The sequence below is a fragment of the Clostridium gasigenes genome (assembly GCF_017348895.1).
GTDB classification, from domain to species: domain Bacteria; phylum Bacillota; class Clostridia; order Clostridiales; family Clostridiaceae; genus Clostridium; species Clostridium gasigenes.
Window position 1 is genome coordinate 638,278 of sequence record NZ_CP071376.1, and the last position, 15,319, is coordinate 653,596.

15 protein-coding genes are annotated in these 15,319 nt (G+C 29.5%); all 15 read right to left on the reverse strand.

The window, feature by feature from the left end; all coding sequences use genetic code 11:
* Position 1 precedes the first annotated feature (1 nt).
* The 15 genes from obgE to mreD all read right to left on the reverse strand — a co-directional run bounded on the left by obgE (position 2) and on the right by mreD (position 15,315).
* A complete protein-coding gene (obgE, locus tag J1C67_RS03085; RefSeq protein ID WP_089968552.1) occupies positions 2 to 1,288 on the reverse strand; it encodes a GTPase ObgE in 1,287 nt (428 codons plus the stop codon).
* A 177-nt stretch (positions 1,289 to 1,465) separates the two neighbouring features.
* On the reverse strand, positions 1,466 to 1,777 hold the full coding sequence (gene rpmA, locus J1C67_RS03090; protein WP_089968549.1) for a 50S ribosomal protein L27: 312 nt from the start codon (positions 1,775 to 1,777) through the stop codon (positions 1,466 to 1,468).
* Positions 1,771 to 2,157, reverse strand: a complete 387-nt coding sequence (locus tag J1C67_RS03095; protein WP_089968546.1) for a ribosomal-processing cysteine protease Prp — start codon at positions 2,155 to 2,157, stop codon at positions 1,771 to 1,773. Before J1C67_RS03095 ends, rpmA begins: the two co-directional genes overlap by 7 nt.
* 5 nt (positions 2,158 to 2,162) lie before the next feature.
* Positions 2,163 to 2,474, reverse strand: a complete 312-nt coding sequence (gene rplU, locus J1C67_RS03100) for a 50S ribosomal protein L21 (protein ID WP_089968542.1) — start codon at positions 2,472 to 2,474, stop codon at positions 2,163 to 2,165.
* A gap of 128 nt (positions 2,475 to 2,602) precedes the next feature.
* Entirely contained in the window at positions 2,603 to 4,051 is a 1,449-nt protein-coding gene (locus J1C67_RS03105) for an Rne/Rng family ribonuclease (protein ID WP_167865745.1), read from the reverse strand.
* An 11-nt stretch (positions 4,052 to 4,062) separates the two neighbouring features.
* The gene (locus J1C67_RS03110) at positions 4,063 to 4,767 is read right to left on the reverse strand and encodes a TIGR03936 family radical SAM-associated protein (protein WP_167865746.1); all 705 of its coding nucleotides are present in this window, start codon (positions 4,765 to 4,767) and stop codon (positions 4,063 to 4,065) included.
* Entirely contained in the window at positions 4,751 to 6,604 is a 1,854-nt protein-coding gene (locus J1C67_RS03115; protein ID WP_167865747.1) for a TIGR03960 family B12-binding radical SAM protein, read from the reverse strand. Before J1C67_RS03115 ends, J1C67_RS03110 begins: the two co-directional genes overlap by 17 nt.
* Before the next feature lie 189 nt (positions 6,605 to 6,793).
* The gene (locus J1C67_RS03120) at positions 6,794 to 7,654 is read right to left on the reverse strand and encodes a site-2 protease family protein (protein ID WP_167865748.1); all 861 of its coding nucleotides are present in this window, start codon (positions 7,652 to 7,654) and stop codon (positions 6,794 to 6,796) included.
* 97 nt (positions 7,655 to 7,751) lie between these two features.
* Entirely contained in the window at positions 7,752 to 8,444 is a 693-nt protein-coding gene (locus tag J1C67_RS03125; protein WP_167865749.1) for a hypothetical protein, read from the reverse strand.
* Between the two features lie 223 nt (positions 8,445 to 8,667).
* The gene (rodA, locus tag J1C67_RS03130) at positions 8,668 to 9,795 is read right to left on the reverse strand and encodes a rod shape-determining protein RodA (protein ID WP_167865750.1); all 1,128 of its coding nucleotides are present in this window, start codon (positions 9,793 to 9,795) and stop codon (positions 8,668 to 8,670) included.
* 129 nt (positions 9,796 to 9,924) lie between these two features.
* On the reverse strand, positions 9,925 to 10,191 hold the full coding sequence (minE, locus tag J1C67_RS03135; RefSeq protein WP_089968520.1) for a cell division topological specificity factor MinE: 267 nt from the start codon (positions 10,189 to 10,191) through the stop codon (positions 9,925 to 9,927).
* Between the two features lie 14 nt (positions 10,192 to 10,205).
* Positions 10,206 to 11,003 carry a septum site-determining protein MinD gene (gene minD, locus J1C67_RS03140; protein WP_167865751.1) on the reverse strand — a complete coding sequence of 266 codons (798 nt, stop codon included), beginning with the start codon at positions 11,001 to 11,003 and terminating at the stop codon, positions 10,206 to 10,208.
* 18 nt (positions 11,004 to 11,021) lie between these two features.
* Complete coding sequence (minC, locus tag J1C67_RS03145; RefSeq protein WP_167865752.1) at positions 11,022 to 11,678, reverse strand: septum site-determining protein MinC; 657 nt, start codon at positions 11,676 to 11,678, stop codon at positions 11,022 to 11,024.
* A 215-nt stretch (positions 11,679 to 11,893) separates the two neighbouring features.
* Entirely contained in the window at positions 11,894 to 14,827 is a 2,934-nt protein-coding gene (locus J1C67_RS19620) for a penicillin-binding transpeptidase domain-containing protein (protein ID WP_167865753.1), read from the reverse strand.
* Complete coding sequence (gene mreD / locus J1C67_RS03155) at positions 14,824 to 15,315, reverse strand: rod shape-determining protein MreD (RefSeq protein WP_089968507.1); 492 nt, start codon at positions 15,313 to 15,315, stop codon at positions 14,824 to 14,826. Before mreD ends, J1C67_RS19620 begins: the two co-directional genes overlap by 4 nt.
* Positions 15,316 to 15,319 lie beyond the last annotated feature (4 nt).

Consider the following 15,319-nt stretch of genomic DNA (forward strand, 5'->3'; position numbering starts at 1 on the left):
CCTATAATATATACTCAAATTCAAAGTCATTAAGGCTTACCATATCGCCATCCTTAATTCCCATTTCTCTTAATTCATCTAATACACCCTTATTCTTTAATACTTTATGGAAGTATCTTAATGAATCGGCATCATGAATATTTACAGTGTTTAATAATCTATCTACGAAACTTCCAATAATGAAGTAAGTATCTGATTCTTCACCCTTTTCTAGTTGAATTGTATAAGTAAACTTCTTCTCTTGTGGGATGAATCTTTCTTCATCTGTTATTTCTAATCCTGTTATTGGTATAGCTTGAAGCATAGCTGCCGCTTCTTTAATAACTTCCTCAACACCAGTTTTAGTAGCTGCTGACATTTTGAATACTTTATCGTATCCAAGTTCATTCATCTTTCTTTTGAATTCTTCATAAACTGAATCATCATAAAGTAAATCTGTTTTGTTAGCAACAATTATTTGTGGTCTATCCCAAAGCTTAACTGAGTATTTTTTAAGTTCTTCATTTATTGTGTTAAAATCTTCAAAAGGCTCTCTACCTTCCATTCCTGAAATATCAACAATATGAATTAATAGTCTAGTTCTTTCTATATGTCTTAAGAAATCAAGTCCTAACCCAACACCGTCTGATGCTCCTTCAATTATTCCTGGAATATCTGCCATAACAAAAGCATTAACACCGCCAGCTTTAACAACTCCAAGATTTGGTCTTATTGTTGTAAAGTGATAGTTAGCTATCTTTGGTTTAGCTGCAGTTACTGTTGATAACAATGTTGATTTACCTACATTAGGGAAACCTACAAGCCCAACGTCTGCAAGTAATTTTAATTCTAAAGTTAACCACATTTCTTCTCCTGGCATTCCAGGTTCAGCAAAATGTGGTGCTTGCCTTGTTGGTGTACAGAACTTACAGTTCCCCTTACCACCTTGACCACCTTTTAAGAAAACAAAAACGTCTTCTTTATCTGAAAGATCTGCTATTACTTTATTACTTTCAAAATCTCTAATAAGAGTTCCAAGTGGAACTGTTATGTATAAATCGTCTGCATCTTTACCGTAGCATTTTGATTTTGAACCTCTTTCTCCATCTTTAGCTACAAATTTCTTAGTGAATTTAAAATCTAAAAGTGTAGTAATACCAGTATCAACTCTGAATATTATACTTCCACCTCTTCCACCATCTCCACCATCTGGACCACCAAGTGGCACGTATTTTTCTCTTCTAAAAGAAACCGCACCATTACCACCATCTCCTGATTTAATAAATATCTTGGATCTATCAATAAACATATGATCACCTATCCTTTTTTGTAAATTTTTTATTTTAATTAATGTTATATCTTATATTATTGCATTACTTATCAATATTTATAATAACATAAATAAAAAAAGAAATTTTGCATTATTACTTTTTATCTTTTTAACATAAAAAGCACCCTAGTGTAGGGTGCTTTATGAAAAATATAATTATTCAGCTATCTTTTCCACTATTTCTTCAACACTTACAGGGTAAATGCTAACCTTTTTCTTGTCTCTACCCAATCTTTCGAATCTTACGATTCCATCTTCAGTAGCAAACAAAGTATCATCTCCACCTCTACCTACATTAGTACCAGGGTGAATCTTAGTTCCTCTTTGTCTATATAGAATATTTCCAGCTAAAACGAATTCTCCGTCTGCAGCCTTAGATCCTAATCTCTTTGAATGTGAATCTCTACCATTCCTTGAGCTACCTACCCCTTTTTTGTGGGCAAATAATTGAAGGTTCATCATTAACATATATCTTGCACCTCCTTTTTAAATAATTTTATATATTCATTACATTTGTTTTTTCCAAAACTAGATTTAAGAGACATAATTACACTTTCCAAACTTTTTTCAAAGGTTAAAAGTAAAATTTGCGCACTCTTAACTTCTTCTTCTTTAAGATTAAATAAATTCATATGTAAGAATCCATCTTCAGTATCATACTTTATTGGTAGTTTTAAAACTTCCGTAAGGCCTATAACAGCACTTTGAGATAATACAGATACTGAATTGCAAATCAAGTCATATACATCACCTGTTTCACTTTCCATCTGTTCTCTAGATAAGGCATGACCTTTTATCTTAAATCCATAAGAAATATTATCTTTTTGAAATATCGTTACTTTAATCATAATAATTAAGCTTCGATTTTTTCAATTAATATCTTAGTATATGGTTGTCTATGTCCATTTTTTCTTCTGTAATCTTTCTTTCTCTTATACTTAAAAACAATTACTTTCTTAGCTTTTCCTTGAGCAACAACCTTAGCTAAAACTTTAGCACCTTCAACCATTGGTTTCCCAACTGTTAAAGTTTCACCATTTGAAACAGCTAATATTTCAGTTAATTCAACTGTTGAGTCTACCTCAGCAATTAATTTTTCAACGAATAATACGTCACCTACAGAAACTCTGAATTGCTTTCCACCTGTCTTTACTACTGCGTACATTAAAACACCTCCTCATAACGGTCTCGCCAACCGAGGTACAAAGTTCTAAACTTTGTTTCTTTAAAAACCTCATATGTGCGGTTTACATCTGCCATTTTATCATATTAACATAGTATTTGTAAAGAAGTTTATTCGCATTTTTCATAACCTTTTATTTTGAAATTTTTAAGGTTTTCTTTTTGACTTTGAAAAATCAAAGGTTCTATTTTATATCCTTCGATTCCACAAGCGAAATTTAGATATATTTCCTTATTTAACCCCTCAATATTTCTTAGAAAATTAAATAAATCTCCAGTTACTATTTCTTCATAGTTTTTATCTAATTCAATATAGAAGTCTTCTATATCGTTATCTATGTTTGATTTTATAATTTCATTTCTCAATAAATTTTCTATGTAAGAAATTTTAAGAACCTCTCCATTTCCCTTACACCTTAAACAAGGTTCTTCTAAATAATCATAAATAGATTTCCCTCTTCTTTTTCTAGCTATTTGAACTAAATCAAGTTCTGTAAATGGAAATATTTTTATATTTCCTTTATCTGGACTTAGAGCTTCTTTTAAAGCATTCATTACAATTGCTTTATGAGAAAAATCTCTCATATCTATAAAATCAATTACTATAATACCACTTAAGTTTCTAAGCATTATTTGTCTACCTATCTCTTTAGCAGCTTCTAGATTTGTTTCTAAAATTATTTTATCAAAAGATCTACCTTTAGTATTTTTACCTGTATTAACATCTATAACGTTCATTGCTTCAGTTTTATCTATTACAATACTTCCTCCGCAATTTAAGTTAACTTTATTATGTCTAAGTTTAATTATTTCTTTTTCTATTCCATAATAATCAAAAAGACTTCTACTTTCATTAAATAAACTTATATTTATATTTTCTTTTTTATTAACTGCCTCTTTTATATCTTTAAAATCTTCTTCATTATCTACTACAATATTAGTTTTATTACCTAAATTTTCTCTTAATATTTTGTTTAATATTAAATTATCGCCATAGATCTTACCAAGGTTTAAGCTATAATTAAGTTTTCTTTCAAGACCACGTACTTCTTCTAAAAGAGTTTGTAGTTCACATAACATATCTTCTTTTGATGCTGATACAGCATCAGTTCTTATAGTTACTTCTAAACCATCAATAGGTTTTATAAATTCTTCTATTTTTTCTTTTGCTTCACTATTACTTATTCTTTTTGAGAATGTAATGCCTTTTCCACCTAATGATAAAACCATAAAACTTCCAGGTATACTCACTTTATTAGTTAACTTAGCACCTTTACTACCTAATGGTTCTTTTACTATTTCAACTAAAATTTCCTGTCCTTTTTTTATACCTTGGCTTTTAATTTCATTACTTAGATACATATATCCTTCTTTTTTTAATCCTATATCTACAAATATAGAATTAATACCTGGAAGTATAGTTTTTACTCTGCCCTTGTATATTTCACCTATTTGGGGTTCCTTGGAACATTCTTCTACAAAGCACTCTGTTAAAATTGCTTTTTCCTTTATAGCTACCCTTAAAAGGTTTTTTCCTCTTTCAATAAATATATCTCTCATGCTAACACTTCCTATATACTTTTATAAAGAGGAATGTATTCTTCATCTCTTAACACATACATTTCTTCTCTTTTTATATCTATAAATTCATCTTCTATTACATTTTCAATGTTACTTTTTATATATCTTGCTAAAAGATCAGGTGATAAATGTTCACGGCTTCCTGTGGCAATTAATGTATTTATTACTAAATTACCACTTTCAACATAACACTTAATATCCTTAACAAAGGGTCTTATATCAGCTTCTTTAGGACCCTTCTTACTCTTTTTCATTGTTACCCAAGATTCTTGTGCTAATATTTCTTCTAGTTTCTTTGTAATACCTTCTTCTGATGAAATAGGCATTTTTATTGTGCATCTAACTGCATCTAAAAGAGCCATTGCTTGTGGAAGTTTCTTTTCGCCCTCTAACACTTCTCTAACCTTCTTAGCTTCAAGAAATCTAATTCCTCTAACTGTTTTTTCATTTAATTTCTCAATTATTTCATTTTCGTTTAATTCTCCATCTAAAACAATATCCATATATTCACCATCTGAATATACTCCCACAGATAGTGGTTGAGCTATAGATATAGCCATATGAGGATTAAATCCCTTTGAATACTTTATTGGTATATCTGTTCTTCTTATAATTCTTTGTATTATTCTCATTAAATCTAAATGAGATATAAATTTTATATCAGCACCTTTAGTATACTTAATTACGTAACGCACCTTGAAAACACTCCCCTTCTTTAAAGCTTACATTAACTCCACAACCAGTACAGCCTTCTATACAGTTTTTTGTAAGTTCTACTCTCTTAGCTTTTTCATTTTCTTGCTGAAGATATTTTTTAGTTACTCCTATTTCTATAAAGTCCCAAGGAAGTACTTCTTCGTAGCTTCTTTCTCTATAAACATAAAATTCAGGATCTAACCCACATTCTTCCATTGCCTCTTCCCATATATGATAATTAAAGTATTCTGACCACCCATCAAATTTAGCGCCATTTTCATAAGCTTTAATTAATACATCACAAACTCTTCTATCTCCTCTTGCAAATACAGATTCCATAAATGAAGTCTTTTGTGAATGGTATTTATAGTTTATAGCCATTGATTTTATAGCATCACGAACTGCACTTATTCTCTCTTGGATTTCTTCTGGTCTTGCCATTGCAGCCCATTGGAATGGTGTAAATGCCTTTGGTATTAATATTGAAGTACTAACATTAATTTTTAATCCTTTATTTCTTTCTGCCTTTGGAATTGAATAATAAATATCTGCTATTTTTTGAGCAAGCTCTCCAATACCAGTAGCATCTGATAATTCTTCATATGGTAATCCAATCATAAAGTAAAGCTTAAGGGTACTCCATCCTGATCTAAAAGCACTTTCTGCAGCTTCTAAGATTTTTTCTTCTGTTAATCCTTTATTTATTATATCTCTCATTCTTTGAGATCCAGCTTCTGGTGCAAAAGTTAATCCAGTTTTTCTAACCTTTTGAATTTCCTTTATTAAATCAACAGAAAAAGCATCTACCCTTATTGAAGGTAGTGCAACTCCAATATTTTTCCCACTATGTTCGTTAATTAAATCTGCAACTATATTTTGTATATCAGAGTGATCACAAATACTTAATGATGCAAGTGATATTTCTTTATATCCAGTTTCATTTACAAGGTCTCTTGCTTGCTTAAGTAATGTTTCCCTAGTTTTTTCTCTAACTGGTCTATATATCATACCAGCCTGGCAGAATCTACATCCATTTGTACATCCTCTAGCTGTTTCTAAAACTATTCTATCATGTATTATTTCTGTGTACGGTACTATCATCTCACTTGGAAATTGTACGCTATCTAAATCTGTAACTATTCTCTTTTTAACAGTTTTAGGCACATCATCATACTTTGGTGTAAATTCCTTTATAGTGCCATCTTCATTATAAGTAACATCATAAAGGGAAGGTACATAAACTCCACCTAACTTTGATATTTCTCTTAAGAATTCTTTCTTTTTACCCTTGTTTTGATATTTTTTATAAATATCTAAAACTTCATTCATTATTTCTTCACCTTCACCAAGTTCAAAGAAATCTACTATATCATACAGGGGCTCTGGGTTATAAGCACATGGGCCACCAGCCATAATTATAGGCTCTTCTTCGCCTCTTTCTGAAGCTCTTATAGTTATTCCTGATAAGTTTAGCATATTTAATATATTTGTATAACTCAATTCGTACTGAAGTGTAAACCCTAAAATATCAAACTTTGATAAAGGGTCTTTACTTTCTAGTGCGTATAATGAAATATTATTCATTCTTAATTGTTGTTCCATATCTGGCCATGGAGTAAATACTCTTTCACAATAAGTATCTTGTCTTTGATTTATTACGTGATAAAGTATTCTTGTTCCTAAATGTGACATTCCAACTTCATAAACATCTGGAAAACAAAAAGCAAACCTTATGTCAACTTCATCTATATTCTTAATTGTTTGATTCATTTCTCCACCAACATATCTAGCTGGCTTTTCAACCTTATGTAAAATATTATCTGTAATTTTATTCATTTAAGTTCCTCCTATATGTCTTCCAATTAAAAAAGAAGTATATTTCTATACTTCTTTAATACCCTAACTATTTTAGCATATATCTTATTCAAAAGTAAGGCATTTAAATAAAATAACAAGCCAATCTACCACGTATAGTGGAAATTAAACTAGTGTATTCCATTATTTTTTTAAAACTTCTTAAATGAATTACAAACTCTCATGTCTTTCTTTTATATATTCCTGCAATGTTATATTTCCATGAATTTTCAATGCTTCTATTAACTCATCTTCATTCAATATGTAAAGAAGCTTCATTTCTTCATCTAATACATAAAAGGTATTAAATTTATTTCTATCTACTAATCCTAAAACATTAACTAGTCCATTCTTATAGTATACAGATAAAGTTTTATTATCAATATAATTATTTTTAATTAATGACTTTCTTTTCTTAACTATGTTTCCCATAATAATATACATAGTATCTCTGCTTTCGCATTTAGTAATATAAATAATTATAATACCAGCTATAACACTACTGATATTAAATTTATGTAGAAATATAAGTCCTACTACGGCTGTAGCAAAGCAAAATGCCGCCATACAATAACTAACTATACTCATTATTTTTTGTGCTTTTTTATACAACATCCTTTTTGATAATAATATTTCATAAATCCTTGAACCATCTAAGGGATATGCTGGCAATAAATTAAAAAATACTAGCCCAATGTTTAAATTTATACTTTCATTTATTATAAAGGATTTTATATTTAATCCTATAATAAAAAGTATTATAGCCATAATACCATTAAATGCTGGACCAGCTATATATATTAGTAGTTTCTTTTTATCTGTAAATTCCTCTAAATCTAGCAGTTCTGCTTTTGCACCAAATATATGCAATTGTATATTATTAAATTTACAGCCTATTAAACTAGCTACTATCATATGACTTAATTCATGCAAAATTACCCATAAAAATGCTAACAAAAAAATATTGTTATAGCTACAAATTATACTAATCAAAACTATTTCTGCTATAAATATTTTTGTCTTTTTATTCATTTATATCTCCCTAAAAATTGATAAATGCTTATGTCTTATAAAATTACAATCTACTTTCAAATACATCAATTTGCAATAGACCACACTAATTTATACTTTAATTAACTTCATCAGAGGTTGTCTCATCATCTAATTTACTGTCTATAACATCTTCTGATTTTGTTTTTATAGCCTCATCTATTTTTAAACTCACTTTAATCTTATCTATTTCTTCCATAAAATTAATTGTTTTAACCTCTTCTATAAACTCTTTATAATCAAAATCTTTATTTACTATTTCTTTGCAAGCTGTATACACTGTCTTTGCTTCTTTATAAGGCAAGCTTTTCATTCCTATTACGCAAATAAATAATACAACTGTTAGTACTAATTCAAAAATAATTCTATTTCCCCATTTCCCTAACAGATTTTTCTCCTCTACCTTACCATTTAAATCATGTACTCCATTATAACCATAATAATTTTTCCCGTTATATCCATCTCCCCCTTTATAACTGTTTGAATTATTATAATTATTTATTCCTCTATAAGTTCCTGTTCCTTTGCATGATTCTCTCTCTTGGCAATCTTCCACTAGGTACTTACTTTTATTTTCTTCCTTTCTATAAATATTGCTGTCTCCATTATTATAGTTTGTTTTAGGGTATATATCCTTAGCTGAGTTTAAATCTAATATTCCTTCCTTTTCTAAATCTGATTCATTTATAGATAATTTATTATCTGATTTAATATTCAATTTAGCTTTTGTATTTGAATAATATTTTCTATATTCCTCTTCATAACTTCCCATTTAAAACCCTCCAAGCATTTAGGTAATTATTAAATTATATTTAACATTATCTATTTTTAGAACATATTAGTCATTTTTTTTAAGATAGATTAGTAGTTTAGTTTGTTATTTTTCGAAGATTTCTTATACCTTCTAGATTCTATAAAACAAATAAAGAGCTAAATAATCATATGATTATTTAGCTCTTTATTTGTTCGATTTTTCCTAAGACTCTTCAAGATTACTAGAAATATATTCTCTTTCGTCTCATACCAATATTAATTACTAATCCAACTGATAGAACAGTAGTTAACAATGATGTTCCTCCATAACTAATAAGAGGAAGTGTTATTCCTGTAATTGCCATAAGCCCTATTGTCATTCCTATGTTTTGGAGTATTGCAAATAAGAAATAGGCAACTAGTCCTACACATATTATTGATCCAAATTTGTCTTTTGCAGTTCTTCCTATAGCTACCATTTTAGAAATTAACATTCCATATAGAAGTAGTAAAAACATACATCCAAGTGTTCCCCATTGCTCTCCTATTGATGCAAAAATGAAATCAGTTTGTACTTCTGGTACATATTGAGCTGCATATCCGCTTGTTTTATTTCCAACTACAGGATTTCTAACTCCTATAAATCCACCTGATCCAATACTTATTAAAGATTGTCTTAGATGATATCCAGTATCAGAACTATCTGCCTCAGGATTTGTAAATGATGTAAGCCTCTTTTTTTGGTAATCTTGAATTAACCCTGAGTTCCATACCAATATAACAACTAATAGTAGTGAAAGTAACCCCCCACCTAGTATCTTTATATCTAATCCACCTACAAAGAAAATTCCTAATACTATAAAAAATAAAACCATTGTCATTCCCATATCCGGCTGTGTAACTATAAACAATGCTGGTATCGCTGCATAAAATGCCATTTTCATAAAGTTTTTAAGCTCATTTATAGTTCCATCCATATCTTCTAATTGTTTTCCTAGCATCATTATTGTAGCCATTTTCGCAAGCTCCGATGGTTGAAAAGATGCCGGTCCTAATCTTATCCAACCTCTTGCCCCATTTATATCTGTTCCTATAAACATAGTTAATATAAGTAATGCAACAGATCCCCAATAAAATAAAGGGGTGTATGCTTTAAATACTGAATAATCTATAGCTATCATAAAATATAGTGCAACCATAGATACTACAAACCATATAAGTTGTCTCTTTAAAAACATAGTTCCATACTCGCTTCTACTAGCTACATATATGTTTAAAATACCAAAAAGTATTAATAATACCATTGAAATTGTCACTGTTTTATCTAGCTGTCTTAACATTTTAAAATTAATTTTAAATTTCGATAACATAATCCATCTCGCTCCTTTGTTACTCTCTAATTATTATATCCTAAAATCAAATATTTCACTATAATAAATTAAGTAAATAAGCTAAATTTAATAAAAATTTAAGAATAAAAAAAAAGTGCAAAAGCACTTTTATCTTCCCTTTACATTCCTAATTGGAATATTTGCAACTAGAGAAGGACTGTTTCCATCAACTGACTCTGATTTACTTACTGCAATTTCCACATCATCAACATCTATCTCTATATACTTAGATATTACTGCTAATATTTCTACTCTTATTTTTTCAAGGGTTTCTTGAGGTAAATCTCCCCTATCATGTATTAGTATTAACTTTAGCCTATCTTTCGCAACTTCTTTTGGTGTTGGTTTATTTGAAAATTTCTTAAAAAATTCCACCCTTTTATACCCCCCTACTTACGTTTAAACAATTTCTTTAACGATGTGAAGAATCCTTCGCTTGGCTCTTTCAAATCCATTAACGGAACATCTATCCCTGTTAATCTCTTAGCAATATTTCTAAATGCTTGCCCCGAATTAGAATTCTCATCTAAGACTATAGGTTCTCCCTTGTTTGTTGAAACCGTTATATTTCTATCATCAGGAACAACCCCTAATAACTCAACTGATAATGTTTCTATAATATCAGATATGTCTAACATATCTCCTCTTTGAGTCATTTCATAGTTTAATCTATTAATTATTACCGCATGATCATCAAGCCCCTTAGCATCAAGCTTCCCTATAACTCTATCTGCATCTCTAACAGAAGTTATTTCTGGATTAACTACAATGATAGCCTTATCAGCACCAATAACTGCATTTTCAAAACCTTGTTCTATCCCCGCTGGAGAATCTATTATTACATAATCAAATTCTTCTTTAAGACTTTTAACAACCTTTAGCATATCTTGAGCACTTATATCATCTTTATCCTTTGTTTGTGCTGTTGGTAATAAGCAAAGACTTGGATATCTTTTATCTTTAATTAAAGCCTGTTTAAGTCTACATCTATTTTCGATTACATCCACAATAGTATAAACTATTCTATTTTCTAGACCTAGTAAAACATCTAAATTTCTAAGACCTGTATCACCATCTACTACTACTACTTTATTTCCAAGTGCAGCTAGTGCTGTTCCAATATTAGCAGTTGTTGTTGTTTTTCCAACTCCACCCTTACCCGATGTAATAACTATAGAAACTCCCATATCATTATACCTCCGATTTTAATATATATATTTATTTGGTAAATAAGGTTCTACAATTATTGTATCATCCTTAATCTTTGCAACTTCTGGATAGCTAGGCTTTTGACTATCATCAGGTGATATTGTTATTATATTAGCAATTTGTAGTACTTCTGGTTGAAGACTTAATGCCGAAATTATAGCTTTTTTATTTCCACCTACACCTGCATGCACTAGCCCTTTAATTCTTCCCATTACAATAATGTTTCCACCTGCATGGACCTCTGCTCCACTATTAACATCACCTATTATTACAATATTACCAGAATAATTTATTAATTGTCCACCTCTTACTGTCTTTTTTAAAAATTTAGTTTTCCCTTCATAAACACCATTAAATATTTTATTTTCTTTTTCTATTTCTTCTTTTTTATCTATTTGGGTTTCTTCAAGGATACAATCTCTAATTAGTATTTTTTCAAATAGAATTGCTTTTAATTTCTCAATATCTACTTCACTTACTCTTTTAAGATTTGCTGTTATTTTAAGGGTAGATCCCCTATAGAAGCTTTTACCAGCTGTTAATTTTTCAATTAATAAATCTAGCATCTCCTCAAAGGTATCAAACTTTTCCATATCTATTATCGCATTTATACCTTCTTTAGTTCCTCTTATTTGTAATCTATCATCATTCATTGGTCACCCTCCACCAATTTTTAAAACCATTATAAATTTAATTTACATACTTATAATTATGTACTTAATAATTATAGCATTAAACAACAATAAATAACATATTTAAATTAACCATAAACCGATAACTTTCGTATTATATAAGAATTTAACTTCATTATATTTTTATATAAAAATAAGGACTTTGCATGCAAAGTCCTTATTTAAAATATTTTCTACTATGGTTTTTTTATTTCCTCTGTTTTCACCGGTTCCAGCGTATCTTTATTGTCCTTATAAGGTGAATCAGTTACATATTTTTTAAACATTGAAGATTTACTTGGATAATTAGGATCCATTTTTATTAATTCATCTTTGAAGTAAGCTTCATATACTGCTCTTGCTGGCATTGATGCAAAACTACCTCTACTAGCATCATAAATAACTGAGAAAACAGCTATTTTAGGATCATCTAGTGGAGCAAAGCCACCAAATGTTGCATAAGGCTGTCTGCCAATTTCTTTATATTTTTCATCATCACTACGAAAATCTGCAGTTCCTGTTTTAGATGCTGTTTTTATAGGAAATCCATCGAATACAGTTTGAGCGTATCCACCTGAATTAGTAACTCTCCGCATACCTTCTTTAATTGCTGCATAATTTTGTGGATCAATATCTACTTTATCAACTTGTTCTGTTTCAAATTCTTTAACAACTTCACCATCTTGTGTAGTTATTTTATCAACTAACCGAACTCTATTTCTTACACCATTATTAGCTAAAGTAGCCATATAGTTAGCTAGTTCAAGAGGTGTGAAATTACTTATCCCCTGACCAATAGCTGCATTTATAGGTTCTGCTATATTTGTCATTTCAGTCTTTTGATCTATTGTAAATAAGGTTACTGCATTTGCTAATTTAGCTACTTCATTTTCTAAATCAACCTTTATTCCCTTTTCCTTTTCATAGCTATCAATAGTCTCTTTGTACTTAGTTGATAACTTCATAATTTTAAGTATCTCCGGTTCAACACTTTTGTTAAATTCATCATCAGTAGCTTTTTCAACATCTACACCTACTAATTCTAATCTTGCTAAAATTTTGTCTTTAAGAGCTTGTTTCGCTGCCTTTAATTCATCTGAATCATCATCTAATTTTTCAATATCAAAGGGTATAAATGTACGCCCAGTATATTCGCCCTTTTTAAATGCATTTACAAATGCATACATTGACGTTGATATTTTAGCTGATTTGTATTCTTCAAAAGAATACATTGTACCTATACGTTCTGGAATTTCTATTCCAGTTCCTAGTTTTTGCTTTCCGTTTGGATCACTTCCAAGTCCAAATTTCCATGCATATTCAGCTAGTTTATTTTGAGCTTCAATTCCACCATTATATTTATTGTATAGTCTATATTCAGTTTCAAAGAAATAGAAATTTGATGATTTTTCTAATGCTTTTTTTATATCAGTATCCTGATTACCTATTCCTCCATAATTTTTAGGTTTATATCCTATCTCTGGATGTATATCAAATATCCCCGTATCAAATATAGTTTCTCCGATAGCAAAAACTCCTTCTTGAAGCCCCGCAACTGCCGTTACTGGTTTAAAGGCTGAACCTGGTGGAATCAATCCAAGAGTTGCATAATTATAGAAACTTCTTGGATAAACATCATTTGAATCGTCTCTAATTCCAGACTCTTCATCTTTATAAAACAACTTATCCAAACCACCTGTAGCACCTGTCTTAGATATAAATTCTTTACCAAACTTCTCTAAATCAGGATTAAAATACTTTTCACTTTGTTCTGGAGTTAATTGCCCTGGTATTGCAAATAAGTTGGGATCATAGTCAGGATAACTAGCTAAAGCTAATATTCTTCCTGTCTTAACTTCTATTGCAACTACTGCACCTCTAGTGGCACTTTTCCATGGTTGTTCTGCATTAACCCCAGTAGTAGTTAATGCATTTATCTGATCTGCAAGAGATTGTTGAGCTGCATATTGTACATCTTTATCAATAGTTAAATGAACATTGTTTCCTTGATATGATTCAAGTTCAAATAATTTTTCAGTTTCTTTACCTTTAGAGTTTACCTTTATGGTAGATCCACCTTTAGTTCCTTTTAACTGTTCTTCAAATGCAGATTCTATCCCTGCAGTACCAATTAAATCTGAAGATGCATCGTATCCTTGTAATTCATAAGTGCTTTCTTCCCAACTACCAATAGAGGACATATATCCTAAAACTGATGAGCCTAAATTTTTATAAGGATACAATCTTATAGGTGTTAAACTAACAGCTATACCAGGAAGATCATTAAGTTTTTGTTCAACTATAAATGCTGTATCTCTTTTGATATTATTTGCAATAGTTACCGCTCTATAACCTTTAAAACTTTGCATTTTTATAGTATCCTTAATAACCATATAATTTCTTAAATCATTAATAGAATATTTTTCTAGTAATAAATCTGTTATTTCCTTACCAGTCATATTTGTATATTTTTTTATTTCAGCTTCTTTTTCTTTTTCTTTTCCTTCTTGGTTTAGATTAGGATTTAAAATCAACTCGTACATATCATATGTTTTAACTAGTTCATAAAAAGTATCTTCAGGTGTCATTTTAAGTAATTCTTCATTAATTTTATCTATTTGCGTATCAGTTAAATCACCTTTTTCATCTTTAAATAATTTCTTTTGAACTCCTTCATGTAAGCCTCTATCTCGCTTAAATAATTTTTCTACGGCTTTTCTACTATCTGCACTAGTTGTTTTAAAGTCGTAATAAAATTTCCCATTACCATCAATTTTCAACAATAAATCATCCTGAAATTTTTCACTATTTTCTGATAATATTTTAAAAACTTTATCCATAGTCTCATAAAATCTTTCTTGTGACTCGTCAGTTTTTGTATATGTTAGTGTATATGTTTGAGTATTAGTTGCTAATATATTTCCTTTACTGTCATATATTTTTCCCCGTGGTGCCTTTTCAGCAACAAATCTTGTTGAACTAACATCAGCTCTTTCTTTATAATCATCATACTTATAAACTTGAAGATACAATAATTTTATAACTATTATCCCAAATATAGTTAACATTATTATATTTAAAACAGTATATCTTGATAACTTTTTTTTCTTTCTTGGCTTTTGAACTATCATCTAAACCTCCATGAACTTTTTTTATATTCTTTATCACAAAGTTTTAAAACAAAATTATACCCAAAGAACAATACAATTGCATTATATACGGACGATAGTAACGCCATTCTAATATTAATATCATTACCATTAACCTTTATAAATATATAGACTACACCAACTTTAATTATTGATACTATAAACATAGTTAATACAGGTATAAGCCTTTTATTTTTGAATATATTTTCTCCTACAAAGGCGGCTAGTACACATAATAATAGATTTGAAAGCGAATTTATCCCCATCCCGTTATAAAAGAATATATCTTGGAGAATTCCACTAAAAGCACCTACTATTACAGCTTCTGTACCACCTTTAACTAAGGAGTAGCTAATAGCAAATATAAATAATAAGCTTGGAAAAGCCCCTCTTATAGCTAAGAATGGCATAAGAGAATTATCTAATATTAATAGTATTATTGAAACTAAAATAACCACCCAATTTTTCATATAT